Here is a 23,918-nt window from a genome sequence, read left to right as displayed (position 1 = left end):
CTGCTGCTGGTATACCAGCCTGTTCTATTTACATGACGCCGCCTCTTTCTCCCACTCCTGCCCCGGCCGTATTGGCCCGCAAAAAGCTTTCCGGCCTGGACCGGGGCCTCACGCTCTGGATATTCCTGGCTATGGCCCTGGGCGTGGCGCTGGGTTATTTTGTGCCGGGCGTGGAGCGCGTCGTCAATTACTTTTCCGTGGGCACGGTGAATGTGCCCCTGGCCCTCGGGCTTATCCTGATGATGTACCCACCCCTGGCCAAGGTGAAATATGAGCAGCTGCCGCGCGTATTCCGGAATACGCGCATCATTGGCCTTTCCCTTTTTCTGAACTGGATTGTAGGGCCGCTGCTCATGTTTTTCCTGGCCATCTGGCTGCTGCCCGATAAGCCGGAATACATGATGGGTCTGATTCTGATTGGTATTGCGCGCTGCATTGCCATGGTGCTGGTGTGGAATGATCTGGCTGATGGCTCGCGCGAATATGCCGCCGGGCTGGTGGCCTTGAATTCTATTTTTCAGGTGCTCTTTTACAGTGTATTGGCCTGGCTCTTTATCACGGTGCTGCCCCCGTATTTTGGGCTAAAGGGCTACGCGGTAAATATCGGTATCTGGGATATTGCGCAGAGCGTGCTGGTGTACCTGGGCATTCCTTTTGCGGCAGGCTTTCTGTCCCGCTCCATTTTGCGCGCCGCTAAGGGAGATGCCTGGTACGAAACGGTGTTTATTCCGGCCATCAGCCCCATTACGCTTATTGCGCTGCTGGCCACCATTGTGGTGATGTTCAGTTTGAAAGGCCAGCTGATTGTGCAGATCCCGTTGGATGTGCTGCGCATTGCGCTGCCGCTGGGCCTGTACTTTGGCATTATGTTCCTGCTGAGCTTTGGTGCGGGCAAGTGGCTGGGCGCCGGCTACGCCGAGAATACCAGCATTGCCTTTACAGCTACCGGCAACAACTTTGAACTGGCCATTGCCGTGGCTATTGGCGTATTTGGTCTGAACTCGGGGCAGGCATTTGCCGGCGTGGTAGGCCCCCTGATTGAGGTACCCGCTCTTATTGCGCTGGTGAATGTGGCCTTCTGGCTGCGCCGCCGCTGGTACGGCTCAGCATCAGCAGCCCCCGGAAGCACTACCTCGTAGTGTATGGCATTAACTTCTACTGGCTATGAATGCGCTGATTACTTCCGCTGTCATTACCTGCCCCGTGTGCGGCTACCAGGAGGCAGAAGAAATGCCGACCGACGCGTGTCAGTATTTCTATGAATGCACGCACTGCCATACGGTGCTGAAGCCCCGGGCCGGAGACTGTTGCGTTTTCTGTTCGTACGGCACCGTGCCATGCCCACCCAGGCAAGCCGGTAGCTGCTGCGGCTAACATATTTCCTCTAGTTGTTATTTATGGCTGATCCTAAAAACATTCTGGTGCTGTGCACCGGCAACTCCTGCCGCAGCCAGCTGCTGCATGGCTACCTGCAACAGCTACTGGGGGTGCGGGCTCATGTGTACTCGGCCGGTGTAGAAACCCACGGACTGAACCCACGCGCCGTGCAGGTAATGCACGAAGATGGTATTGACATCAGCCACCACACCAGCCACCACGTGGAGAAGTACACCCATATCCCGTTTGATTATGTTATAACCGTCTGCGACCACGCCCGGGAGGTTTGCCCGGTGTTTCCCGCATCAGCCAAACAGTTGCACCATAACTTCCCGGACCCTGCCAAAGCCACCGGCACGGAGGAAGAGATTCTGCAGCAGTTCCGCGCCGTGCGCAACCAGGTGAAGGCCTACGCGCAGGCATTTGCAGATGAACATTTTCCCCACCTGATACAGGATTAGCCATTCCCACGTATACTGCAGCATATTCCGCAACTCCTCTATTCCTTACTGCAGCACTATGGCCTCCCCCCTGCTGGTACTCACCGACTTCTCTCCCGCCGCCGACCACGCCCTAACCTATGCTAACGCGCTGGCCGAAAAACTGGAAACGTCTATTGTGCTCCTGCATGTGCGGCGCACTTCCCTCCTGGACCCCGACCTGCTGACCGGCAAAATTACCCACCTGAGCGAAGGCGAAGTGGCCACCGCGCTGGCCGAGCGCACCAGCCACCTGAGCGTTCCGGCCGTGGTAGAGGTAACGACTGACCAGGTAGCCCAGGCCGTAACGGAAGCCACCGAACGCCTGCTCCCCAGTTTACTGATTGTAGGTAAGCCCGACACGGAAGCTACCCCCGATGAGCTGGTAACTACTACCTCGCTGGAGCTGATTCATGCCGCTACCTGCCCCATGCTGGTGGTGCCGGTGATGTCTGCCGTAGCCAGCCCGCCGGCCCACATTACGCTGGCGGTGGATGGCCAGGGGTTTGCCCTGAGCGCCGAATCGGCGAATATTCCGCACCTGCTGCACGAGTTAGGGGCGCCCTTAACCGTGGTGCACGTAGCCACGCCTGAAGAAACCGAATCGGCGCAGCTTTCCCTGGACTCCGTGCAGCGCAGTGGCCTGGCCATGGAGCTGGAGCAGCCCCAGGCGCAGGTGGTCCGCCACTCCGATCTGGCCGAGGGCATTCAGGAAGCCGTGCTGCTCACCCAGGCCGATTTGCTGGTACTCATTGCGCGGCGACACAGTCTGTTGGGTGAGCTTTTCCATCACAGCATTACGGCGCAAGTGGTACGCCACAGCATTGTGCCGGTGCTGGTACTGCCCAGTGAGGATTAATTACGTATGATTCTGCTCTGAGACGACAGCCCCGCCGAACAGGCGGGGCTTTTTTATTGCTTCTGATGCCTTAAAACAGGGTTTTCTGCGCCTGGCTATAAGAGCAGGCGACCATTAAATAGTGCCAGCAATGGCCCCTCTTTGAATTAGTTTTTTCATATATAAAAATGATTAAATATTATTATCAAGATTATTTTGATATCGGATTAATTAGTGATTAAATTGACTTATTCAGATGCAGATAATCTTTAAGGCCTGCCTATTTTTCCTCGGCCGGGGTATGGGTGGGTGACTAAGCCTGAGTGCCCACCGTGCGTAACCAGTTGCAAATACGGTTCCCTTCTCTCCTGTTAATCCAGGCTTCCACTCGCTGATTATTTAGTGCTCTTCTTTTCTGGAAAGCCCCCATTTCCGGGTTTGCACACTGCCTGCAACAGTGTGCCTGCTACCCCTACGTCTGAACAGTTATCCTTTAGCCCATTCTAAATTTCTACTCAGCGCTACGGCTCATTCCCTGAATGTAGCTGGCGCTACCTGCCTCCACACCTATTCTCTGTAGCAGCCGGTCTAGGTTACCCGCTACTACCCACACTGCTTCTTAACGTCCGGGTTGAACTCACATTTTGTGGGCTCCTGGCGAGCTGTTGTCTACAGCGCCGCGTGCTTGGTGATTTTTTCAGTACTGAATCTGACCTATGCAACTATGTACTCCACTTCTGACACACCTATTTACTACACTACCTCTCACTATACACCTTGTGAGAAGGCACTCATTCGCCAAAAGACAACTTGGTTCTTAATGGCAAACTGGCACCGCTTTCTGCTGGTAGCAGTTGGTTTACTGCTGCTCAGCGTTTCGGGGCAGGCACAAAAAACCAAGGAGACATTTGGCTCCTCCTTCTCCCAATATGCCAATGAGCCGAATAAAGAGCAATGGATAAACGGGGCTTTGATTCCTAACAACTCCCAGTACTATGAAGGCACCAGCACGCTGCAGCGCCTGGTGCTGGTCAATATCCCCGCCAACCCAGCCCCTCCTGCCGGGCAAACAGCTAATTATCACCTCCTGGAGTTTCGGGTGCTGGCCACCAAAGGCGGAGTCAATGCCTATGACTTCGTCACGGGCTTTGATCAGGCGCTGAAGGACTACAACAACATTACCGGTGGGCAGATCAAGAGCGGCACGTTTGACCCCACCAGTGCCAGTGACCGGCTGGCCCTTGTTACGGCCGCCGGCATTCCCAACCCGGCCACGGCCAGCATGATCAGTAGTTTGTTTACCAGTGGCGTGAAGGCTGTGGCCGCCGCACCCGCCTCGCAGTATACTACCTCGCCTATTTCCACGGTGGTGGCCGCTTATGATAACACAACGTATCCGGGCTTCAGCTCCGCGGTGGTCAAGCGCGGCGTGCAGCTCTACGGCGAGGCCGGCACCTCCATTTCCGGCGCCACTATGGAGTTTGGTGGCTACTCTGCTCCTGACCTCTCCGGTGACTCCTATGGTATCTACCGCCTTTCCTGGACTTCTGCCTCCAAGAAAATTCTGATTCTGGCGGGCGGGCACCTGGCCACGGGCGATAATGGCTCGCCCTATTCGGCCCTGTGGGTAGGCGCGGATAAAGGCGCTTCCGATATCAGTGGCGGCCCCTACCACTTCAAGCTGGAAAAACTGGATGGGGCCAGCCTGGGTAACCAAGACAATCAGATTCAGTCCGGCGCTATCACCGTGTTTCAGTCTGATTGCGGTATTACTAAATATGAGGCTGCCTGCGTGGGTGATGTCTTAGAGTATACAGCCAGCACCAGCGCTACCGGCGCGCATTATGCCTGGACGTTAACCGGGGACGGAGAATTCCTCAACAGTAGTAATCAGGTGGTTACTAATCCTGGCGATGTTGCAACTGTGAGAGTACGGGCAAAGAGCGGGAGCACGGGCACATTCAACGTTAAAGTTGATATTAGTGCTACAGGATATATAGGCAGCAGTTGCAACGATGATGTAACTGTAAACCCACTGCCCACTATCACAGCGCCTGCCATTGGGGCCATCTGCGCCGGTACCACCAGCGCTTCGCTCTCTTATACGGGCGTAACCGGGGGGGCTAACCAGTACAAAATTATCTGGACTTCGGGGCTCACCAGCATGACTGATTATGCCTCTCTGCCTAGCAGCCCCATTACTATCTCAGGGACAGGCAGTTTGGCTGCCGGCACCTACTCAGGCATTATTTACGTCAAGAACAGCACGACCGGCTGTATCAGTACGGGCGCTAGTGTTTCACTGGCAGTCAATTCTAACCCCACTATCACAGCGCCTGCCATTGGGGCCATCTGCGCCGGTACCACCAGCGCTTCGCTCTCCTATACCGGCGTGACCGGGGGGGCTGATCAATATAAAATTACTTGGACTTCGGGGCTCACTAGTATGAGTAGCTACGTGGCTCTGCCTACTTCCAGCCCCATTACTATTTCAGGGACAGGCAGTTTGGTCGCTGGCACCTATTCAGGCATTATTTACGTCAAGAACAGCACGACTGGCTGTGAAAGCGCAGGTGCTGCTATTTCCTTGGTAGTGAATGCCAACCCCACTGCCAGTGCGGGAGATGCTCCTGCCGCCCAATGCCTGGATGAAGCTGGAAACACTTTCCAACTAGATGGTAGCGGCACCAACGGCACCTTCAAATGGACTGTTCAGAGTAAGTCAGACGCTGCAATGGGTGTTGAGTTCTCGGATGATGCTATTGCCAAGCCTACTGTAACAGTAACTGGTGGAGTATACGGGACTGTTACCTTGCGCCTGACGGTAACCAGTAACGCCACACCTTCCTGTGGTTCTCAATACAGTGACGTTACAGTAACGATAAACGACCTCCCCTCTCCGCCTGATGTCACGTATAATGCCCCGGCCTGTAACTCTGCTTTCTTTAGCGTAACGGTAAACAGCCCTGAAGTAGGCACTTATATTCTCAGCCGGACCGGCTATGATGATATAAAAATTGTAAGTGATGGGACCAATGAAGTCTTGTTTGAAAATTTGGCGGCTGGTTCTGGGTACAGCGTAGTATATGAGAATTCCAGCAAGTGCGTTTCAGGAGCTAATAACTGTGGAGGGGCTGGCTTGATTGGAAAGTCAAGTAGTTCATCCTTACAAACAACGGACAAGGCGACCCCAATGCAGCGCAGCATCCGCACCGAGGCCTACCCCAACCCCACAGGCCGGGATGCTACCATCAACTTCTCGGTTCCGCGCAGCGGGCACGTAAAAGTGGATGTATATAACGCCCTGGGCCGCTACGTTACAACTCTGTTTGATGGGGAAGCCAAAGGCGGTGAAAGCCACTCCGTAGTACTGAAAGGCGCCCAACTCCCTACCGGCACCTACTACTATAAAGTTACAACCGACGGTAAGACGAAGACCAACCGGATTAGCCTGGTGAAATAAGACCTGTAGACTGTGGATATGACTACAAAAGACCCGTCCAGTTTGGGCGGGTCTTTTTGGTAGGCTGACAGGTAGCTTTTAGCGAGGTTTATAACATATATTTACATATATATAAAAAAGTCTAAATATTATTATCAGCTAATTAGATTATGCATTTATTTATGATTAAATTATACTATTACAAAACAAGGTTCTTCAAGCCCCCTCTGCAGCTGCGGCCTGAGGGAAAGACCTGCCAATAAGACCAGGTGTCCACCGTGCGTGTAGAATTTGTGATGACGGAATCCCCTTATTCAAATGGCTAACAGCCCTACCATCTGAGCTATTCCCGCGCCCACTGCTGACGGTAATGTGGCTCCTGCTTGTGCTACTCTGCCCATTCTCCTTTCTCGCTTTCCACCCTTTCTATCGATCAGCCAACTCCTGATTGAAAAGGTGTCTGGAGCCCCCTTCCTGTCTGGCATAAGCCGGTTTAGGCTACCCGTTTCTGCCCACTTCCTTCCCTCGTCCAGGTCGCCCGTACGTGCTGCGGGAGACTTTTGGTGCGCTGCTTTTCGCAGCAACAAACGCTCGTTGAATTATCAGTAATGTATCCTGAAATGCGCAACCATGAGCTCTACTTCTCACACACCCATTGCTACAGTAAGCACCGAAATAATTCCTTTAAAAACCAGCAGCTCCAAAACCTGGCGGTACCTATTGCTCCTGCTAAGCTTGATAGTTTTCTCCTCCATTACCGCCTCAGCCCAGATTTTAGGTACTTACTGTGATGGTGACCCATCAGACTGGGCTAATTTCCAGACTACGTATCCCATTCATGGCTATAAGCTGGATTCAGCAAATGCAGCTAGCAACGTCGACAACCAGTTTACGCAGGGCTCTAAAGATGGCAGCACCATTGCTTCCTGGCGCTGGAGCTTGGGCAATGCCAATGCCAAAGGCGACATTACGAATGCCGGCGCTGTGTTAACAGGAACCGGTAACTGCATCCTGCGCTTCTTTGGCGACCGTACCTCCGATAATGGCGACGCCTCTATTGGCTTTTGGTTTTTTAAGAGTGATGTCAGTACAAATTCTAATGGCACCTTTAGTGGCGTCCACACGAATGGGGACTTGCTGATTCTGAGCGACTTCACCTCCGGAGGTACCAAGCCTACTATTAAGGTGTATGAATGGCAGAATGGCAAGCTCGTGTTGCAGTCGGCCTCGTCCGATAACTATTGTGCTGATGTAAACCACTCCAAAGCTGATGTGCCGGCAGGATTTACCTACAAGGCCAGCAACGGGGATACTTTTTATGCTCCCAACCTATTCTATGAAGGCGCCATTGACCTTTGCGCCCTGGACATTTCTACCTGTTTTGCGGCCTTCATGGTTGAAACCCGCAACTCGCAGTCCATCACGGCTTCGCTCCAGGATTTTGCCCTGGGCGGTTTTAACGCAACGCCTGCCAGGCCAGCAGCTACCGTAGATCAGCCCACTTGCTCAGTAGCCACCGGTACAGTGTATGTTACCGCTCCGATAGCCGGTTATACTTATACTCTTACCGGTCCCAGCCCCGCCACTACCACCCGCACTACCAGCGCTGCTCCCTTTAGCTTCACTGGCGTGGCCCCAGGTACTTACGGCCTCACCGCCTCGCAAGGTGACTGCGTCTCAGGTTCCACATCAGTAGTGGTGAATGCACAGCCATCAAATCCTGCCAGACCTGTTGTAACAATTCAGGATGCCCTCATCTGCGGAACAAACACTACACCTACTGTAACGGTATCCTGCCCGGTAGTAGGTAAGTACATCTTAACGCAAACTGGTCAAACTGCTCAGACATTCACCTATACTGGTTCAAATGGCCCGGTTGTATTCACCGTTGTGCCTGGCTTAGGCGGCTTTAGTATTACCGTCACTACGGGTATTACCACTGCGGATCCTGCCGGTTGCACATCACCTGCTACCAATTGCACCAACTATACTTCGAACTCCTGCCCAACACTTGTTCCCTTGGCACCAGCCGGTGAAGCCAAAATTTCCGCTCCGACTGAGCAGCGCAGCATTCGCACTGAGGCCTACCCCAACCCCACGGGCCGGGATGCTACCATCAACTTCTCGGTTCCGCGCAGCGGCCATGTAAAGGTAGAGCTCTACAACGCCATGGGAAGCCGCGTAGCTACCATCTTCGATGGCGAGGCCAAAGGCGGGGTGAATAACTCTATTCTGCTGAGAGGCGCCCAACTGCCCACCGGCACTTACTACTACAAGGTAATGGCCGATGGTAAAACCAAGTCCAACCGCATCAGCTTAGTTAAATAAGGCTTTCCGTTAATACATATGCAAAAAGGCCTACCCAAACGGGTAGGCCTTTTTTGTATGCCGCTGGCCAGCACCACTGCCACACGGTGTAGGGCTTTTTACCTACTTTGCCGCCCGCATGAAGCACCTCTCCCGCAACCTTACTTTTCAGGTACTCACGGCCATTGCGCTGGGCATTCTGGTAGGGGCGCTGTTCCCCACCGTGGGCGCGGCGCTCAAGCCCATCGGCGACGTTTTTATCAGCCTGATAAAGATGCTGATTGCGCCCATCATCTTCCTCACGGTGGTGCTGGGTATTGGCAGCATTGGCAACCTGAAAAAGTGGGCCGGGTGGGCGGCAAGGCGCTGCTTTATTTTGAGCTGATTACCACGCTGGCCCTGGTCATTGGGGTGGTGGCGGCCAACCTGGTGCAGCCCGGCGCGGGCATTGATACCAGCCAGGTAGCTGCTAAGGCCGCCGAAACCCAGCAGTACAGTGAAAAGGCTACGCAAATGGATTGGGTGGCCTTTTTCACCCACATTATACCGGAGAATCTGGTGGGCGCTTTTACCGGCGGCGACGTGCTGCAGGTGCTGCTGGTGGCCGTGCTGTTTGGGTTTGCGCTTTCCCGCGTGAGCTACACCGTAAGCGGGCCGCTCATGGCCACTTTTGAACGCCTGAGCCACGTGCTGTTCGGCATGCTGGCCATGATTATGAAGCTGGCCCCGCTGGGCGCTTTCGGGGGCATGGCTTACACCATTGGCAAATACGGCCTGCACACGCTGCTGCCCCTGGCCAAGCTGATGGGCGCCGTGTACCTGACCATGGCTTTGTTCATTTTTGGCGTTCTGGGCACGGTGGCGCGCTACTACCAATTCAGTTTGTGGCGGCTGCTGGGCTTCATTAAGGAAGAGCTGCTGATTGTGCTGGGCACGTCGTCGTCGGAGTCGGCGCTGCCGCGGCTGATTGACAAGCTGGAGGCGTACGGCTGTTCCCGCTCCGTGGCGGGGCTGGTTATTCCTACGGGGTATTCCTTTAACCTGGATGGCACTACCATTTACCTCTCCATGGCCAGCATCTTTCTGGCGCAGGCATTTCATATTCCGCTCACACTGGGGCAGCAGCTCACTATTATTGGTATTCTGATGCTGACCAGCAAGGGCGCGGCCGGCGTTACGGGCTCGGGGTTTGTGGTGCTGGCCTCCACACTGGCGGCCACCAAAGTTATTCCGGTAGAAGGCATGGCCCTGCTGCTGGGCGTAGACCGGTTTATGTCGGAGGCGCGGGCCATTACCAACATCATCGGCAATGCGGTGGCCACGGTGGTCGTCGCCAAAAGCGAAAAGGAGTTTGATGAAGTGAAGAACCGCGCCGCGCTGGCCGGGCGGGTACACGCCGAGTCGGACGTGCTAGTGAGTTAACAAGGCCCTTTTGCCGGGAACTTGTGTGGGGCTGCTCAGCGTAACATATAGTCCATCTAACTCCCCTATGCCCGCTCTCTCGCCCGACCTGCGCAAAGCCCTGCTCAACCTGCCTCAGAAAGAAAAAGACCAGCTCCTTACGCGCCTGGTAGCTCAGGACGCCGTGCTCACCGAGCAGCTGGCCTTCCGTCTGCTGGAAGGCGACGATGCCCTGGAAGAGCGCCGCCACCGCCTGCGCACGCAGGTAGACGACCCCGTGCGCGGCTACCACCAAACCCCCAACGACCTGCTGGTGGTAGTGCGCCAGCTGCAGGCCCGCCTTACTTACCACACCAAAATTACCGGCGACCTAATGGGTGAAGTGGAACTGAGCGTGCGGCTGCTGATCAACGTATTCCGGCACCAGCCCGCCGCGGTAGCGCGCCTGCACGGGCCCACCCAGCCGCTGCTCACCCATTTGGCCCGGCGCACTCAGGAAGCCTTGAAACAGACCGCCAAACTGCACGAAGACTACCTGGTGGAGCTGGCCCCGGCCGTGGATGAGCTGCTGCAGCACCTGTATCAGTCGGCGGCGGCCCCGCTGGCCCGGGAGCTGGGGATACCGGTGAAATGGTGAGATGGTATTCCGGTGAGGTGGTGAGATAGTGAGATGGTGAGTTTGTTGTTCAATACGCGCGGTTTGCGCAAGCGGAACGTCAAACTCACCATCTCACTATGTCACCACCTCACCCCCTTAATTCATGGCCCGGAAGGTAATAGGCATGGTATAGCTTACCCACACGGCTTTGCCTTTAATAGTGCCCGGCGTCCACCAGGGCATAATACGCACCAGGCGCAGTGCTTCTTCATCCAGGCCATAGCCCAGGCCCTTTATTACCTGCGCGTCGCGGATGCGGCCTTTATCATCTACCACAAACCGGACGTGGACCTTGCCGGAAATGCCTTGGGCAAGGGCTTTTTCGGGATACTGGGCCTTGTCCCGGATAAACTGCTGAAAGCCCGCCTCGCCGCCCGTAAAAGTGGGCATCTGATCGGCCAGCAGATACACCACGGGGGCGGCGGCTGGCTGGGCGGCTTCTTCGGGCGGCGCCAACGGCGTGTTGGTAGCCAGCGTCACCATCTGTTTTGATTTCTGAGCGCGCAGCTTCCCGACAAAGCACAGCAGTAGTAAGAGCAGAATAGTAGACCGATTCATACGCCCAGGTGGTTGGTTTAGAGACGGGGCAAAGCTAGAAGCCAACTCCGGGGCGGGCGTTACCGGGAAATTATGGTTGTGTTGCGCTTAAGTTGGCCGGCATTCAGGCATCTTTTCCACCGCAAATACAGTACGTGCAGTAACGGTCCATATTCTGCTGCCATGTCTTATCCGCCCTCCCCCAGCCATATGCGCGTACCCGAAAACCTCTCCGACGCCGACCTGCGCCAGGCGCTGGAAGAGCTGAACGGCAAGATCAAAACCCTGCGCAACCGCGCCCACGCCACCACCGCCAACTCTCCCCACACCTACCACGAGCATATTGCCGCTCTGGAGGTGAAACGGGCCAAGCTGGCGGCGCAGCTGGGTCCCACCCCGAACTCCGGCACCACTGCTCCGGCCACCAACGATACCGACCGGAGCACCTGGGACGAAATCTGGCGCGGCATAGAAAACCTGCGCGACGATTTGCGCCATATCATCTAGTAAACCCGCTGGTTTTCAGCTAAAAAGCCTCTGCTCTTCCGTGGAAGAGCAGAGGCTTTTTTATTTGCAATGCACTGACAATCAGAAATAATACAAAATAATGAATACTAAAAAAGCGAGCCAAACAACATCTTTTCTGCCTGCATATCAGTACAAAGTCTAACTATCCGCCACTGTCGGCGCTCCATTTAACTTCCCACTGCTATGCGTTATACCGCTTACTCCCTCCTGGCCGGAATGCTCTTATTGGGCGCTTCCTGCACGCAGGATAAAGTCCTGCAGAACCCCCGCAACTACGCCACCGACTCACCGCCGCGGCGGGATAACAATAAAGCAAAATCTAAGAAAGACCCCGTTACCATTGGGTTGGGGCTTGATCTGAATGCCAAGAACCCGCAGAAGTTTAAAACCGTGAAATCCCCCCACAAATACAAGTATGGGAAAGGCAACTAGCGCTATTCTCCAGCAACAAAAAGGCCCTGACTTAACAGTCAGGGCCTTTTTTGATTAGCACCAGCTATATTACACTACCGGCTCGCGGAAGCCCACCCAGGTGAAGCGCTTAATCACGAACTCGGGGTTGGTGAAGGAGGCGTTGCCGGCGGGGTTGCCGCCCGTTACGTGGAAGTCGGAGAAGCCCGCGTTCTGGTTCACGTAGATGCCGCCGGTGAGGTTGAAGCTGACGGGCGTACCGGCCAGGCTCATCTCATCCATAATCTGCTCCTTTATCTCGGGGTCGGTGGTGTAGGCGCCGCAGGAAATAGCGCCGTGCTCCTTAGCCAGCTTCGCGGCCAGGTGGATGCTTTCCTGGGTGTCTTTGGTCTTAATCACCAGCATGATAGGCCCAAACAACTCCTGGCTGAACTGCTCCACTTTATCAGAAGTCGTTTCGTGGATGCTGGGCGAGCAGGTGCGCGCGTTCTGGAACATGGGGTTGTCTACCGAGCCATGGGCCAGCACTTTGCGTCCACCATCGAGGCTGAGCTGCTCCACCCGCTCCTGCGTGGCCGGGTTCTGAATGGCGCCAAACACGTGCGGCCCCACTTTGGGGTTGGTAGCCAGGCCGGTTACGGCGCCGGCCAGCTTCTGTACCACCTCCTCGTAAGGCACCAGCTGGTCGCCTACTTTCACGCCGGCGGCCGGCACAAAGAAGTTCTGCGGGGCCGTGCACATCTGCCCGGAGTACAAACTCACGGAGAAGGCCAGGTTCTGGGCCACCTTGTCCAGGTCGTCGCAGCTATCCAGGATAATGCTGTTCACGCCGGTTTTCTCGGTGAAGACAGTTTTACCCTTCAGGCTTTCGATATAATCGCCAAACTGCGAGCCGCCGGTATAGTCAATCAGCTTCACAGCCGGGTTTTCGGCCAGGTCCTTCGTAATGAGACGGTCGTTGGCATCTACGGCCAGCTGGCAGATGTTGGGGTTCAGGCCGTGCTCTTTCAGCACTTTCTGCACTTCGGCCACCACAATAGCAATGGGCAGCACGGCTTTGGGGTGCGGCTTAATGATAACCGGGTTGCCGGTTACCAGGGAGGCAAACATGCCGGGCACCGTGTTCCAGGTAGGGAACGTAGAGCAGCCAATAACCAGGGCTACGCCCTTGGGCACGGCGCGCCAGGTTTTGTGCAGGGTGAGGTTGTATTTGCCCATGGGCTTCTCCCAGCGGGTTTCCTCGGGAAAGCGGGTCTGCTCCTCGTAACCGGCGGCAATGGCCTCCAGGGCGCGGTCGGCGGCATGCGGGCCGCTGGCCTGGAACGACATCATATAGGCCTGGCCCGTGGTGTGCATGGTGGCGTAGGCAATTTCAAAGAAGCGCTGGCGCATGCCGTCCAGGCTTTCCGTGAGCAGGGCCGCACGCTGGGCGGGCTTCAGCTTGCGCCACTCCGTAAAAGCGGCTTCGGCGCGCTGCACCAGGGTTTCCGGGGCAAAGTATGGGTAGGTGATGCCTAGCGGCTGCTGCTCGTAGGGCGACTCCTCCTGGCCTACCCACTGCTCGGGCTCCTCTTGCAGCAGCTCAGTAAAGCGCTGGCCGCGCAGGGCCTGGAACTTCTCCCGGCCCTGCTGGTCGGCATCGGCCCCGTAGATTTCGGGGGAAGGGTTTTCGGGAAATGCGGCGAAGAACGTGCGGCCGTGGAGGGCCTTCACGGCCGTGTCGAGGGTAGCTTGGTGTTTGCGGGTGGTTTCCGTCATAATACAGGTGGGAAGAGGCAGGAAATAGATTGGTCGGGTGGTTTACCGGGTTGGTCGAAAACCCCGTATAGCAGACGCAAAGTACTGCTCCGAAAGGTTAAATTTACAAATCCCCCCGAACCTGCCCCGCTTATGTTCCCACCGCTACGCTTACTATTGCTGGTCCTGTTGCTGGGCGGTGGCTTATTGGCCCCCATGGCCGCCCCGGCGCAGCCGGCCCGCCTGGGCCCCACTACCCAGCCGGGGGTATGTGTAGTGCGCCTGAAAGCACCCGCCAGCGCCCGGGGTATGGTCCCCGCTGACCTGCTCCAGAGTTCCCCGGTGCAGAAAGCCCTGCAGCAGTTGGGCGCCACCCAGCCCCGGCAAAAATACCCGAAGGCCCTGCTCCCCCGCGCCGGGCAGACCCGGGGCGTAGACCTGCGCCAGATTTACCAGATGCGCTATCCAGCCGGGGTGCCGTTTGAGAAAGTGCGCCAACAGCTGCTGCAAACCGGCGCTTTTGAGTACGTGGAGCCGCTGTACCAGCGCCAGCCCCTGTACCAGCCCAACGACCCCTTTGCCGACTCTACCCGGACCGCTAATCCTCGGCAGTACTACCTGAAAAATATCCGAGCCTACCGGGCTTGGGATTTTTCCAAGGGCGACTCTACCATCGTCATCGGCATTTCGGATACCGGCACGCGTTTCACGCACCAGGACCTGAAAGGCAAGGAACAGCGCAACTACGCCGACCCTATCGATGGCATCGACAACGACAAGGATGGCTACGTGGACAACTTCCGCGGCTGGGACCTGGCCGATAACGATAACGACCCTACCGCGGATAATCTGCCCGGCTATGGGCACGGCACCCTGGTAGCCGGCGTGGCCGCCGCCCGCACCGATAATGGCCGGGGTATTGCCGGCATGGGCTTCCAGTGCAAATACCTGCCCCTGAAAGTATACCCCAGCACGCCCACCGGCTTTTTTGCGGGCTTTGAGTCCATCGTATACGCCGCCGACCACGGCTGCCAGGTGCTGAATCTTTCCTGGGGTGATGTAGGCGGCCGCTCCCAGTACGAGCAGGATATTATTACCTACGCGGCCGTGAACCGCAACATGGTGATTGTAGCCGCCGCCGGTAACACCAACGCCGACCTCGACTTCTACCCGGCCAGCTACGACCATGTTATTTCCGTATCCGGCTCCGATGTAAATGACCGCAAGGGTAAGAACATTTCTTACAGCTACTTCGTGGACCTCACCGCCCCCAGCGAAGCCATCCTTACCACCAGCTTCGACCATGATAGTGCTTATTCTTCCGGCGTCTGGGGGTCCTCATTTGCGGCCCCGTTAGTAGCGGGGGCGGCCGCTTTGGTGCGCCTGCGCTTTCCGCAGTACACCGCCGAGCAGGTGGCCGCCCAGCTGCGTCAAACTACCGACTCCTTATATACCATCACTAGCAACGCCGTTTACCGCCATAAGCTGGGCACTGGCCGCCTGAACGTGGCCCGTGCGCTGACTCTCACTGACCGCCGCGAGGCCCGCGTAATGCGGGAGGACTACCTCCCGGTCCGCTCCTACTTTCAGCCGGGCGACACCGTGCGCCTCACCGTGCAGGTACAGAGTCTGCTGAACCCCATTACGGGCCTTTCGGTCAGCCTCACGTCTCTTTCGCCGTACCTTACGGTGCGGAACCAGACCTTTCCTGTCCCCGCTCTTAATACCCTGGCGGTGACCTCTAATGCGGAAAACCCGTTTGAGCTGATTATCAGCCCGGAAACACCCATGGCTACTACGGCAGTATTGCGTTATCATTTTGTGGGTGATAATGGCTATCAGGATGATCAGTACCTTAAAATAGTACTAAACCCCGGCTACGTCACCCTCACGGCCGGCGACCTGGACCTGAGCCTGACCAGCCAGGGCAATATTGGTTACGAAGCAACCGACCCTTCCTTGGGCGACGGGGTGATGTACCGCACCAAGCTTCCGATGCTCTCCATCGGAGGGCTGGTGGTGGCTACCTCGGCCCGTCGGGTATCAGACCGGCTGCCCAACGCGCAGAATAAAATAAACACGGATTTTACGGTCGTTAGCGCTGTGCAGCTGTTGCAGGCCCCACGCCGCGCCACCGAGGAAGCCACCGGCGTATTTGCTGATACCCTGCAAAATACACGGCCCGCTACCCGGACCGGCGTGCGGGTACGGCAGCACGCCTACGCCTGGGCCGAGCCTACTGAGCGGCGTAATTTTATCGTGCTGGAATATCGGCTGACCAACATCACGCCTGATACGCTGAAGCCCCTGCATGCTGGTTTGTATATGGATTGGGACCTGCTGCCCAACCCGGCCGGCAACGAGGCGGCCTGGGACGAGGAGCGCCGCCTGGGCTATGTAACCGAGCGCAAGAACCCGAAGCATTACGCCGGCGTAACCCTGCTGCGGGGCGGGGCACCGTCCTTCTATGCCGCCGACAATGCGGCCCCGGCGGATTCGGCAGTGCGTATTTATAACGGGTTTAGTGATGCCGAGAAGTTTCGGATGCTGGCAACCGGCACCCGCAACCGCGCAGCCGGCCAAACCTCCACCGGCGCCGATGTGTCCTATATGCTGGGCGCCAAAATACCCCAGCTGGCCCCCGGCGACTCGGTTATGGTAGCGTTTGCGGTGCTGGCAGCCGGCACGCTGGATAGCCTGCTGACCACCGGCAACACCGCCCAGGACTGGTACAACACCCTGGCCCTACCGGTACAGCCGGCGCAGGCCACGCTATGGCAGCTGTTCCCCAACCCCACTACGGGCCTGCTGTATGTGTCGGTTCCGGCTGGGTTTGCGGCGGAGCGGGTAATCGTGCTGGACGGGGTGGGGCGCGTGGTGCGGCAGCAAAGCTGGCCGGCGCACCAGACCAACGCTACCCTCCAACTGCAGGGCTTGAAGCCAGGGGTTTACATTGTACAGCTACAAGGTAAGGAGGCGTTGCTCACGCGCAAAGTATTGGTAACCCAACCATAGTCTGGGTTAGCCAACCGTCCAAAGCTCATCCCAGCTGGTAGTGAAGGCCGGAGAGCGGCGGGCCTGCCGCCCGCCCCAGACCTGCCGGCTTTGGGCAGTGCCTGCTGCGGCCAGCTGCACCATGCTGCGCCCAAAACGCTGGTTTAGCCCGTCCAGGGTAGCCATCAGCTGCTGGCGCTGCTCCTGGTCTTTGGCGGAGGCCCCGAATAAATCCAGCTGTGCACACCCGGCCGGCTCCAGCCCACTCAATAGCACCCCAGCTCGCTGGTAGGCTACGCCCGCCTGTCGCAGCTGGCGCAGCGCACGCAGGGCGGTTTTGGTAAGGGCAGCGGTATCATTAGTAGCCGTAGTGAGGGGTAGCACCAGGGTTTGGGTGTGCGGCCCGCCAGCCGTAAACCGGTTTGTACCCAGAATAATGGTGAGCAGATGCGCCGACAGCCCTTGCCGGCGAAGGCGCTCGGCGGCCCGCTCCACAAACATAGCCATGGCCTCGGCCAGCGGCCCCAGCCCGGTTTGCGGCCGACCAAAAGAGCGGGTACAGGTTACGCTGTGGCGCACCGGGGCAGCAGTGGCCTCTTCTCCCCCGCCGGCATGCAGCGCCAGGCACACTTCGCCGCGCAGCTCCCGCCAGAGGCGCACGCCCACTACCCCGCCCAGGTGCCGCCGGGCCCAGGCTTCGGGCATAGCCACTAAATCGGCGGCGGTCTGAATGTTCTGGGCCAGCAGCTTGGGCGCGTAGCGGCGGCCAATGCCCCATATCTTCTCTACCGGCGTAGCGGCCAGGGCCGCGGCGCGCTGCTCGGGCGTGTTCAGCACCAGCACCCCCGTAGAGGTATGGCGGGCTAAACGATTGGCCAGCTTAGCCAGGGTTTTGGTGGGCGCTACGCCCACACAGACCGGAATACCGGTTTGCTGGCGCACGGCGGCGCGCACGGCCGCAGCACAGTCGGCCAGATCCGGGAACAGATAGAGCTGCCCGCTCAGGTCCAGAAACGACTCATCAATGGAATACACTTCTACCTCGGGCGAAAACTGGGTCAGCACCTGCGTGACGCGCCGGCTCATATCACCATAGAGCGGATAATTGGAGGAAAATACCTCTACATGGTGCTCCTGCAGCCGGGCCCGCGCCTGATAGTATGGCTCGCCCATTGCAAACCCCAGGTTCTTGGCTTCGTCGGAGCGGGCTATCAGGCAGCCGTCGTTGTTGCTGAGCACTACCACGGGCACGCCCTCCAGCTGCGGCTGAAATACCCGCTCGCAGGACACATAGAAGTTGTTGCAATCAACCAGAGCAAACATAGGCCAGGAAAACTCAGCAGGTGGGTGGCAGGGCGTGAATGACGTGCGTGACTACCCCGCGCACGGTAAAGCTCATGTCGCCGGTTATTTCCACGTTTTGGTAGTGGGCATTGGCGGGCTCCAGCCACAAGCGCGGGCCCTCCTGCCGCAGGCGCTTAATGGTATACTCGCCCTCTACCACGGCTACTACCACGTGCCCGTCGCGGGGCGTGAGTGCGCGGTCAATGGCAATCAGGTCGCCATCATGAATGCCGGCTTCCAGCATGGAGTTGCCGCGCACCCGGGCCAGAAAGGTGGCGGCCGGGTGCCGGAACAGGTGGCGGTTTAGGTCGAGGGGCGGGTCGAGGTGGTCGTCGGCGGGAGAAGGGAAACCCGCCGAAAGCGTGCTGCCAATGACCGGCAGCTGTAGCGGCCAGGGCTTATCGGGCAAACGGTATAGATGCAGCAGACTCATGCCGGGGTAGGTTAATGCTTGACGGCTGCTATTTACTAATTAATTTAGCAAATCCACAAATCACCCGGTTTCGTATGTAAAGACTTATCAATTATCCATGCAATGCCAAAATTTTATAAGTTCTATTAAAACCACATTAAAAGCATTATTTAACCCGAAAAATCATATAAAAATTTAGGCTAAACTTTTTAGTTATCTCAAATATCTGTATCTTTGGATATGTCGAAAGTAAAGCTTCCCGTTCCGCTTCCGGTCCAGCAGTTTGCCCGCTGCGTAGATGCCACTCGTCGTCCTGCTAACTATGTGGGCGAGTGGCCAGAGGATGGCCGGGTTTACCCGGTTCGTACCTTACCCAACGCCCACACCGGCCAGCCCCAGGTGCATATCCTCGGGTTTTATGTGGAGGCGCCGTATGGTGCTTTTGCCGCCCGGCGCTTTGAGCCCGTGGCCGATGTGTGGCTGAATTAACCGGTTAGTCGTTTTCGCCCACCCCTTATTCCCGGCTGTAGTCTGCTTTCCCGGCAGCTACAGTCGGGCTTTTTATTTCCTTTTAGTCCACCAGCCTGTGCTGCTGGCTCTAGCGGCCGTACTGGTAGAAAATGCCGGTATCGGCGGGCGTCCAGAGGCTGGCTTTCTGGCCGCTGGCTTTCAGGGCGTCGTTGGCCCAGGTGTTGCAGGTATAGAACAGGTTGTAGGTGCGGCGGGCGTCGTAGAAGGTATCGTTCAGGCCGTAGTTGTGGCCCTCAATGTGCTGCACCCGTCCGGCCGCATCGTAGGCGAAACTGTCTTTGATGAAGGTAATCAGGCGGCTGTACTCCTCGGGCGTCAGATAGATTTTAACGCACTTGTCGTTTTCTGTGGGCTGGTGGTAATAGGTGGTGTGCATGGCCGAGGTGCCCAGCCAGAACATGGCCTTAAAGGCTGTGCTTACTTTGAGCTGCGACCAGGTGGGCGTATCCAGGTAAAAGCCCTTGTCGCCCCAACCAAAGCCCAGGTAGTTCATGGTGGTGTCGGCGGCGGGCGTATCGGCGTAGGGCAGCAGCTCGCTCCAGTCTATCTGAGCGGTGCGCACGGGCACTACAATATCGGTATGCACGCCGTTGGAGAGAATATACGCCTCAATGGCGCCCTCAGAGGGCTGGCTCTGCTGGCCAACTGGCACCATGGAAAGCGCCGCAGACCCCACCAGATATACGGCCAAAGCCCCAAATATTCCGCCACCCGCCCAGGCGGCACTTTTCAAAACAGTCTTCAGGGCGTTTGGCATAGAAAGCAAAAAGGTAAAGCAAAAAGGTAGCCCTCATACGTAAACGGGGCGGGAAGTTGCTTTAGCGGGCAGAACGGCGCCGGGTAAGCGCGGCAGCCAGCACCAACCCGGTGGGCAGCCATAGCCACCGCAGCTCACTCAGTAAAGTAGCCGCGCCGCGCCCGGAAAAGAAGCCCCCACCTACCGGCGAGACGCGCACGGGCCGCCAGGGCCAGAAAAATCGCTCCCCGCCGAATGGCGCCAGCAAAGCCACCCCCAGGCCGCCATTGGTAAGCATATCCAGCAACGGGTGCGAAACCGTTGCGGCTACAAACCAGCCCGTCAGGGCCACCCGGCTCCACCCACCGCGCCAGCGCCCCGGCGTTAGCCAGGTTAGACAAATGCCCACCAGTACCGCGAAAACCACTGAGTGCGTGAAGCCCCGATGCCCCCACATGCTGGCGTAGGCAATGCCCAGCTTAAAGGTAATAGCATCGAAATCCGGCAGGATGGCCGCCAGGGCCGTGAGCCACCAAAAGCCGGCGGGTTGCCGGGCGGTAGTCAGGCTGCGGCCCAAGCCAACGGCAACGGCCGCATGCGTGAAAATAGTAGGCATAGCAACCCGCAAATAGGCACAGGGGCTTTACATTTGAAAGTCTTTTTTCCAGTAACAATGCCCGCCCATCTTCCTGAATCCGACTACCGAATTCCGGCCTCGTACCGGCGCATGGAGAACATGCACATCGTCTTTTGGCTCCTGAAAGATGTAAGCTGGTGCATGGTCTGGAAACCCCTGGGCCTGCTCATGATTGCGCCGACGCTGGTTATTGCCGTGGTTATAGCCTGGCGCACCCGCCACGTGGCCTCGGAGTGGGCGCACAACGTGGCCATCGTGCTCTGGATAGCCGCCAACTCCTACTGGATGATCAGTGAGTTCTTCGGCTTTGACACCCAGCTGTTTGCGCCCGGCATTACGGGCAAGCACCTGGCGCTGGTGCCCTTTGTGGCGGGGTTGCTGATATTAGCCTATTATTACTTGGTGCAACGGCCCCGACATACCCGCCAGCAACAGGCAGTGCTCACGCGCGAGCAGGTTCGGTAACACTTGGAGCTATAGTTTACCCCATTTCTGAAATACTTAATCAGGCGTTACCGGCGGGCCCAGCACCTGCATTTCGTGCGCCGCAAAAAGGCGGGCAAGCTCCTCGGCAGTAGGCGTATGATCCAGAGCGGCCATAGCCACAAAGAACTCCTCCAGCTTGCCGGCGGGTTGCAGGGTAACGGTCATTTTTCCCCGCTCACTTAGCTGAATCCAGGAGTGTGGCACCTTGCGGGGCAAAAAGATACTATCCCCGGCCGCCAGCCGGAATTTATCTTCGCCTACCTGGAAAAAGTAATTCCCTTCCAGCACGTAGAATACTTCATCCTGCAACGGATGCACGTGCAATGGCGTGCCCCGCCCCTGCGACTGGCTGGTTTGCTCAAAAATGGCCAGCGCGCCATTGGTATCCTTACCCGATACTTTCACATCAATAAGGTTGGCGTTGACGCCCTTCAGCAGAATGTGCCCGTGCAGGCGCCCTTCTCCGGCTTTGGCTTTAAACCCTTTAGCCCTGTTCTGGCCCCAGGCAAACCCAGTTGTCAGAAAAGGCAGGCCTGCAGCGGAGGCGAGAATGAATTTTCTTCTTTTCATACGGCAAGGGCTATACAGTACCAGATGCTTGAATACCAGCCCGGCCCCTCGCGGAAAGGGCGCAGAGCCTACTTCCCCGGCGCATTGCGGTAAGCCTTCCTGAATATAGAGAAAAGGCAATGAAAAAGGCCGCTTTCCTTAACAGGAAAGCGGCCTTTTTACTTAGCGGCAATTAGGTCATTACACCGCCATGCCCGATTCTTTCAAACGAATCAGGTTCAGCGCGGAGCCGGCTTTAAACCACTCAATCTGACCTTCGTTGTACGTGTGGTTCAGGGTGATGAGGTCGGTGTCGCCGTCTTCGTGGTGCAGGCGGGCCTGCAGGGGCTTGCCGGGCTGGAAGTCCGTCAGGCCGATGATGTCGATGGTGTCGCCTTCCTCAACCAGGTCGTAGTCGGCCTTGTTGGCGAAGGTGAGGCCCAGCATACCCTGCTTCTTCAGGTTAGTCTCGTGAATCCGGGCAAACGACTTCACAATGATGGCGCGCACACCCAGGTGGCGGGGCTCCATGGCGGCGTGCTCCCGCGAAGAGCCTTCGCCGTAGTTCTCATCGCCCACTACTACCGTTCCAATGCCCATCGACTTGTAGTTACGGGCCGCCTGAGGAACGGTGGTGTAGGTAACACCCTGCGAAACATAGTCGCGCACCTTGTTGGCTTCGCCGTTGAAGCAGTTGGTGGCGCCAATGAGCATGTTATTGGAGATGTTGTCCAGGTGGCCGCGGTATTTCAGCCACGGGCCGGCCATGGAAATATGGTCGGTGGTGCACTTACCCTGGGCTTTGATGAGCAGGCGCAAACCCATGAGGTCAGTGCCTTCCCAGGCCTTGAAGGGCTCCAGCAGCTCCAGGCGGTCAGAAGAAGGATCTACCACTACCTGCACACCCGAGCCATCGGCTACGGGGGCCTGGAAGCCGGCATCTTCTACGGCGTAGCCCTGGGGTGGCATTTCCACGCCGCGGGGCTCGTCCAGCTTCACCTGCTGGCCGTCTTTGGTCGTCAGCGTGTCGGTGAGGGGGTTGAAGGTCAAATCACCAGCAATAGCGAAGGCCGTTACGATTTCGGGCGAGGCCACGAAAGCGTGCGTGTTCGGGTTGCCGTCGTTGCGCTTGGCGAAGTTGCGGTTGAACGAGGTGATGATGGAGTTCTTGCGCTTGGGGTCGTCGGTGTGGCGGGCCCACTGGCCGATGCACGGACCGCAGGCATTGGCCAGCACCACGCCGCCCATCTGAGCGAAGGTGTCCAGCAAACCGTCGCGCTGCACGGTGTAGCGCACCAGCTCCGAGCCGGGTGTTACGGTGAACTCCGCGTTTACGGCCAGGCCTTTATCTACAGCCTGCTTGGCAATGCTGGCGGCGCGGGTAATGTCTTCGTAGGAAGAGTTGGTGCACGATCCAATCAGACCCACTTCCAGTTTCTCGGGCCAGCCGTGCTCACGCACTGCGGCTGCAAACTGGGAGATAGGCCAGGCAGCGTCCGGCGTGAAAGGGCCGTTTACGTGGGGCTCCAGCTCATCCAGGTTAATTTCGATCAGCTGATCGTAATACTTGGAAGGGTCAGCGAATACCTCGTCATCGGCGCGTAGGTGCTGGGCTACGCCGGCAGCCAGGTCGGCAATTTCGCCGCGGCTGGTACCGCGCAGGTACGTGGCCATGCTTTCATCATAGGCAAATACCGAGGTGGTAGCGCCAATTTCAGCACCCATGTTGCAGATGGTAGCCTTGCCGGTGCACGACATGCTCTCGGCGCCGTCGCCGAAGTATTCTACGATAGCGCCGGTGCCACCTTTCACGGTCAGGATGCCAGCTACTTTCAGGATAACGTCTTTGGCCGAGGTCCAGCCGCTCATCTTACCGGTGAGCTTTACGCCAATTACTTTGGGGAATTTCAGTTCCCAGGCCATGCCGGCCATTACGTCCACGGCATCGGCACCGCCTACGCCAATAGCCACCATACCCAGACCACCCGCGTTGGGCGTGTGGGAGTCGGTACCAATCATCATACCGCCGGGGAAGGCGTAATTCTCGAGTACTACCTGGTGAATAATACCGGCGCCAGGCTTCCAGAAGCCGATGCCGTATTTGTTGGAAACCGAAGCCAGGAAGTCATAAACTTCCTTGTTTTCGGCGTTGGCCACGGCCAGGTCTTCGGCGGCACCGTTCTGGGCCTGAATGAGGTGGTCACAATGCACGGTGCTGGGCACGGCTACTTTAGGCTTGCCGGCCTGCATGAATTGCAACAGCGCCATCTGGGCCGTAGCATCCTGCATAGCAACACGGTCGGGGGCGAAATCGACGTAGGAAACGCCCCGCTCGAAGGCCTGAGTTACCTGGCCACCGTAGAGGTGAGCGTACAGAATTTTCTCAGTCAAAGTGAGCGGGCGGCCAACAGCAGCGCGGGCGGCCTCAATGCGCGCGCCCATGCCGGCGTACACGGCCTGAATCATTTCTAAGTCAAACGCCATAACGAAAAGGGAAAAAGTGTAGAGGGAAAG

At 57.4% G+C, this 23,918-nt stretch carries 20 protein-coding genes and 1 pseudogene; 13 read left to right on the top strand and 8 right to left on the bottom strand.

Annotation, left to right across the window (positions count from 1 at the left end; translation table 11 throughout):
• Positions 1-32: 32 nt before the first annotated feature.
• From arsB to PK28_RS07130, 8 genes and pseudogenes are all read left to right on the top strand, one after another.
• Positions 33-1,139, top strand: a complete 1,107-nt coding sequence (arsB, locus tag PK28_RS07160; protein WP_044512864.1) for an ACR3 family arsenite efflux transporter — start codon at positions 33-35, stop codon at positions 1,137-1,139.
• Between the two features lie 25 nt (positions 1,140-1,164).
• A complete protein-coding gene (locus tag PK28_RS20890) occupies positions 1,165-1,374 on the top strand; it encodes a GDCCVxC domain-containing (seleno)protein (RefSeq protein ID WP_071885101.1) in 210 nt (69 codons plus the stop codon).
• A 23-nt stretch (positions 1,375-1,397) separates the two neighbouring features.
• Positions 1,398-1,838: an arsenate reductase ArsC gene (locus PK28_RS07155; protein ID WP_044512862.1), complete on the top strand. Its 441-nt coding sequence runs from the start codon at positions 1,398-1,400 to the stop codon at positions 1,836-1,838.
• A gap of 58 nt (positions 1,839-1,896) precedes the next feature.
• The gene (locus tag PK28_RS07150) at positions 1,897-2,715 is read left to right on the top strand and encodes a universal stress protein (RefSeq protein ID WP_044512859.1); all 819 of its coding nucleotides are present in this window, start codon (positions 1,897-1,899) and stop codon (positions 2,713-2,715) included.
• A gap of 799 nt (positions 2,716-3,514) precedes the next feature.
• Complete coding sequence (locus PK28_RS07145) at positions 3,515-6,157, top strand: T9SS type A sorting domain-containing protein (protein WP_044512855.1); 2,643 nt, start codon at positions 3,515-3,517, stop codon at positions 6,155-6,157.
• A 609-nt stretch (positions 6,158-6,766) separates the two neighbouring features.
• On the top strand, positions 6,767-8,464 hold the full coding sequence (locus PK28_RS07140) for a T9SS type A sorting domain-containing protein (RefSeq protein WP_044512853.1): 1,698 nt from the start codon (positions 6,767-6,769) through the stop codon (positions 8,462-8,464).
• Positions 8,465-8,582: 118 nt separating this feature from the next.
• Positions 8,583-9,865, top strand: a pseudogene (dctA, locus tag PK28_RS07135) (C4-dicarboxylate transporter DctA).
• 67 nt (positions 9,866-9,932) lie between these two features.
• Entirely contained in the window at positions 9,933-10,481 is a 549-nt protein-coding gene (locus tag PK28_RS07130) for a hypothetical protein (protein ID WP_044512851.1), read from the top strand.
• Between the two features lie 117 nt (positions 10,482-10,598).
• Here the strand turns inward: PK28_RS07130 and PK28_RS07125 are convergent, their stop codons facing one another.
• A complete protein-coding gene (locus PK28_RS07125; protein ID WP_082017003.1) occupies positions 10,599-11,060 on the bottom strand; it encodes an energy transducer TonB in 462 nt (153 codons plus the stop codon).
• A 189-nt stretch (positions 11,061-11,249) separates the two neighbouring features.
• On the opposite strand from PK28_RS07125, the gene PK28_RS07120 reads away from it, so the two are divergent.
• Together PK28_RS07120 and PK28_RS07115 are read left to right on the top strand one after the other, a co-directional pair.
• Positions 11,250-11,546, top strand: a complete 297-nt coding sequence (locus PK28_RS07120) for a hypothetical protein (protein ID WP_048825708.1) — start codon at positions 11,250-11,252, stop codon at positions 11,544-11,546.
• Positions 11,547-11,750: 204 nt separating this feature from the next.
• Entirely contained in the window at positions 11,751-11,999 is a 249-nt protein-coding gene (locus PK28_RS07115) for a hypothetical protein (protein ID WP_044512846.1), read from the top strand.
• A 69-nt stretch (positions 12,000-12,068) separates the two neighbouring features.
• On the opposite strand, the gene paaN is transcribed toward PK28_RS07115, so the two are convergent.
• On the bottom strand, positions 12,069-13,736 hold the full coding sequence (paaN, locus tag PK28_RS07110) for a phenylacetic acid degradation protein PaaN (RefSeq protein WP_044512844.1): 1,668 nt from the start codon (positions 13,734-13,736) through the stop codon (positions 12,069-12,071).
• A gap of 132 nt (positions 13,737-13,868) precedes the next feature.
• Between paaN and PK28_RS07105 the strand changes: the two genes are divergently transcribed.
• Positions 13,869-16,730, top strand: coding sequence for a S8/S53 family peptidase (locus PK28_RS07105; RefSeq protein WP_082017002.1), 2,862 nt, complete (start codon positions 13,869-13,871; stop codon positions 16,728-16,730).
• Between the two features lie 6 nt (positions 16,731-16,736).
• On the opposite strand, the gene PK28_RS07100 is transcribed toward PK28_RS07105, so the two are convergent.
• A complete protein-coding gene (locus tag PK28_RS07100; protein WP_044512841.1) occupies positions 16,737-18,032 on the bottom strand; it encodes a Y-family DNA polymerase in 1,296 nt (431 codons plus the stop codon).
• 13 nt (positions 18,033-18,045) lie between these two features.
• Positions 18,046-18,486, bottom strand: a complete 441-nt coding sequence (locus PK28_RS07095) for a LexA family protein (protein WP_044512839.1) — start codon at positions 18,484-18,486, stop codon at positions 18,046-18,048.
• A 219-nt stretch (positions 18,487-18,705) separates the two neighbouring features.
• Here PK28_RS07095 and PK28_RS07090 point away from each other — a divergent pair, with 219 nt between their 5' ends.
• Positions 18,706-18,954, top strand: a complete 249-nt coding sequence (locus tag PK28_RS07090) for a hypothetical protein (protein ID WP_044512834.1) — start codon at positions 18,706-18,708, stop codon at positions 18,952-18,954.
• Positions 18,955-19,063: 109 nt separating this feature from the next.
• Here PK28_RS07090 and PK28_RS07085 read toward each other — a convergent pair whose 3' ends face one another.
• Together PK28_RS07085 and PK28_RS07080 are read right to left on the bottom strand one after the other, a co-directional pair.
• Positions 19,064-19,753, bottom strand: a complete 690-nt coding sequence (locus tag PK28_RS07085; RefSeq protein WP_044512831.1) for a TIGR02117 family protein — start codon at positions 19,751-19,753, stop codon at positions 19,064-19,066.
• Between the two features lie 61 nt (positions 19,754-19,814).
• Positions 19,815-20,348, bottom strand: coding sequence for a metal-dependent hydrolase (locus tag PK28_RS07080; protein ID WP_044512828.1), 534 nt, complete (start codon positions 20,346-20,348; stop codon positions 19,815-19,817).
• A 57-nt stretch (positions 20,349-20,405) separates the two neighbouring features.
• Here PK28_RS07080 and PK28_RS07075 point away from each other — a divergent pair, with 57 nt between their 5' ends.
• Positions 20,406-20,834, top strand: a complete 429-nt coding sequence (locus tag PK28_RS07075; protein WP_197070489.1) for a hypothetical protein — start codon at positions 20,406-20,408, stop codon at positions 20,832-20,834.
• Between the two features lie 36 nt (positions 20,835-20,870).
• Here the strand turns inward: PK28_RS07075 and PK28_RS07070 are convergent, their stop codons facing one another.
• Both PK28_RS07070 and PK28_RS07065 read right to left on the bottom strand, forming a co-directional pair.
• Positions 20,871-21,425: a cupin domain-containing protein gene (locus tag PK28_RS07070; RefSeq protein WP_044516501.1), complete on the bottom strand. Its 555-nt coding sequence runs from the start codon at positions 21,423-21,425 to the stop codon at positions 20,871-20,873.
• A 180-nt stretch (positions 21,426-21,605) separates the two neighbouring features.
• Positions 21,606-23,888 carry an aconitate hydratase gene (locus PK28_RS07065; protein WP_044512823.1) on the bottom strand — a complete coding sequence of 761 codons (2,283 nt, stop codon included), beginning with the start codon at positions 23,886-23,888 and terminating at the stop codon, positions 21,606-21,608.
• Positions 23,889-23,918: the final 30 nt, after the last annotated feature.

The organism is Hymenobacter sp. DG25B (genome assembly GCF_000801315.1).
In the GTDB taxonomy this organism is placed as follows: Bacteria; Bacteroidota; Bacteroidia; order Cytophagales; family Hymenobacteraceae; genus Hymenobacter.
This window is presented reverse-complemented; position numbering and strand designations above follow the sequence as displayed.

Excerpts from the sequence above, each read along its gene's own strand:
- PK28_RS07105 (WP_082017002.1), top strand. The coding sequence starts at position 13,869 with ATGTTCCCACCGCTACGCTTACTATTGCTGGTCCTGTTGCTGGGCGGT.
- PK28_RS07140 (WP_044512853.1), top strand. The coding sequence starts at position 6,767 with ATGAGCTCTACTTCTCACACACCCATTGCTACAGTAAGCACCGAAATA.
- PK28_RS07065 (WP_044512823.1), bottom strand. The coding sequence starts at position 23,888 with ATGGCGTTTGACTTAGAAATGATTCAGGCCGTGTACGCCGGCATGGGC.
- PK28_RS07130 (WP_044512851.1), top strand. The coding sequence starts at position 9,933 with ATGCCCGCTCTCTCGCCCGACCTGCGCAAAGCCCTGCTCAACCTGCCT.
- PK28_RS07070 (WP_044516501.1), bottom strand. The coding sequence starts at position 21,425 with ATGAAAAGAAGAAAATTCATTCTCGCCTCCGCTGCAGGCCTGCCTTTT.
- PK28_RS07085 (WP_044512831.1), bottom strand. The coding sequence starts at position 19,753 with ATGCCAAACGCCCTGAAGACTGTTTTGAAAAGTGCCGCCTGGGCGGGT.
- PK28_RS07075 (WP_197070489.1), top strand. The coding sequence starts at position 20,406 with ATGCCCGCCCATCTTCCTGAATCCGACTACCGAATTCCGGCCTCGTAC.
- PK28_RS07100 (WP_044512841.1), bottom strand. The coding sequence starts at position 18,032 with ATGTTTGCTCTGGTTGATTGCAACAACTTCTATGTGTCCTGCGAGCGG.
- PK28_RS07090 (WP_044512834.1), top strand. The coding sequence starts at position 18,706 with ATGTCGAAAGTAAAGCTTCCCGTTCCGCTTCCGGTCCAGCAGTTTGCC.
- PK28_RS07120 (WP_048825708.1), top strand. The coding sequence starts at position 11,250 with ATGCGCGTACCCGAAAACCTCTCCGACGCCGACCTGCGCCAGGCGCTG.
- PK28_RS07125 (WP_082017003.1), bottom strand. The coding sequence starts at position 11,060 with ATGAATCGGTCTACTATTCTGCTCTTACTACTGCTGTGCTTTGTCGGG.
- arsB (WP_044512864.1), top strand. The coding sequence starts at position 33 with ATGACGCCGCCTCTTTCTCCCACTCCTGCCCCGGCCGTATTGGCCCGC.
- PK28_RS20890 (WP_071885101.1), top strand. The coding sequence starts at position 1,165 with ATGAATGCGCTGATTACTTCCGCTGTCATTACCTGCCCCGTGTGCGGC.
- paaN (WP_044512844.1), bottom strand. The coding sequence starts at position 13,736 with ATGACGGAAACCACCCGCAAACACCAAGCTACCCTCGACACGGCCGTG.
- PK28_RS07115 (WP_044512846.1), top strand. The coding sequence starts at position 11,751 with ATGCGTTATACCGCTTACTCCCTCCTGGCCGGAATGCTCTTATTGGGC.
- PK28_RS07095 (WP_044512839.1), bottom strand. The coding sequence starts at position 18,486 with ATGAGTCTGCTGCATCTATACCGTTTGCCCGATAAGCCCTGGCCGCTA.
- PK28_RS07080 (WP_044512828.1), bottom strand. The coding sequence starts at position 20,348 with ATGCCTACTATTTTCACGCATGCGGCCGTTGCCGTTGGCTTGGGCCGC.
- PK28_RS07145 (WP_044512855.1), top strand. The coding sequence starts at position 3,515 with ATGGCAAACTGGCACCGCTTTCTGCTGGTAGCAGTTGGTTTACTGCTG.
- PK28_RS07150 (WP_044512859.1), top strand. The coding sequence starts at position 1,897 with ATGGCCTCCCCCCTGCTGGTACTCACCGACTTCTCTCCCGCCGCCGAC.
- PK28_RS07155 (WP_044512862.1), top strand. The coding sequence starts at position 1,398 with ATGGCTGATCCTAAAAACATTCTGGTGCTGTGCACCGGCAACTCCTGC.